Source organism: Actinomadura rubrisoli (assembly GCF_004349215.1).
Lineage (GTDB): Bacteria > Actinomycetota > Actinomycetes > Streptosporangiales > Streptosporangiaceae > Spirillospora > Spirillospora rubrisoli.
Map to the genome: position 1 here is coordinate 1 of NZ_SMKU01000711.1, position 1208 is coordinate 1208.

At 79.2% G+C, this 1208-nt stretch carries 1 protein-coding gene; it reads left to right on the top strand.

What is annotated here, in order from left to right; translation table 11 throughout:
- Positions 1-1206: aminotransferase-like domain-containing protein (locus tag E1298_RS47030; RefSeq protein ID WP_131903817.1), on the top strand; the 1206-nt coding region annotated here is incomplete at its 5' end.
- Positions 1207-1208: the final 2 nt, after the last annotated feature.

Below are 1208 nucleotides of genomic sequence, written 5' to 3' on the forward strand. Positions count from 1 at the left end.
GCACCCCCGCCGCCGTCCGCGCGCGGCCCCGGCGGGCCGTCCGAAACGGCGACCGGCGCGGCCGCGGGGGAGGTGTTCGCGGGCACGCCGGGCGCGCAGGTGTTCGACGCGCTGCGCGCCGCGCCCGCGCGGATCGACCTGTCACCCGGCGTACCCGACCTGGCCGCCTTCCCCCGCGCGGCGTGGCTGCGCGCCGAGCGGGCGGTGGTGGGCAGCCTGTCCGCGCCCGGGTTCGGGTACGGGGACCCGCGCGGCACCCCCGCGCTGCGCACCGCGGTCGCCGACTGGCTGGCCCGCAACCGCGGGATCCGCGCCGACCCCGCCGAGGTCGTCGTGGTCGCGGGCACCGCGCAGGCCCTGGGGCTGCTGGCGCGGGTGCTCCAGGCGGCGGGGGTCGGCGCGGTGGCGGTGGAGGACCCCGGATCGCTGGGCACCCGCCAGCATCTGGCGCACTGGGGGCTGGCGACCCCGCCCGTCCCCGTCGACGCCCACGGAGTCCGCGTCGCGGACCTGCGGGCGTCCGGGGCGCCCGCGGTGCTGCTGACACCCGCGCACCAGTTCCCCACCGGCGTCGTCCTGGACGGGGCGCGGCGCCGCGCGCTGATGGACTGGGCCGCCGCCGGCGGACTCATCGCCGAGGACGACTACGACGCCGAGCACCGCTACGACCGCCCGCCCGCCGCCGCGCTGCGCTCGACGCTCCCCGACCGGGTGTTCTACGCCGGCAGCGTGTCCAAACTGCTGGCGCCCGCGCTGCGGATCGGCTGGATGCTGGCGCCGCCCGCCCACCACGACGCGCTGGTGGAGGCCAAGCGGTTCGCCGACCTCGGCAACGCCGCGCTGCCGCAGCTGGTGCTGGCCCGGCTGATGGAGTCGGGGGAGCTGGAGCGCCACCTGCGGCTGCTGCGGCGCCGCCACCGCCGGCGCCGTGATGCGATGATCGAGGCGATCCGGGCGCGGCTGCCCGGCGCGGTCGTCCACGGCGCCGCCGCGGGCCTGCACCTCACCGTCACCTTCGGCGCGTCCCTGGACGACACGGCCCTGGCCGCACGGGCCCTGGAGCGCGGGGTGAAGACCCAGCCGCTGTCATGGCACGCCCAGCGCCCCTGCCGCCCGGGCCTGGTCCTGGGCTACGCCGCCCGCTCCCCGACGCAGATCGCCGAAGGCGTCGCCGTCATCGCCGAAGCCCTGCGCACCCGCCCCTGACC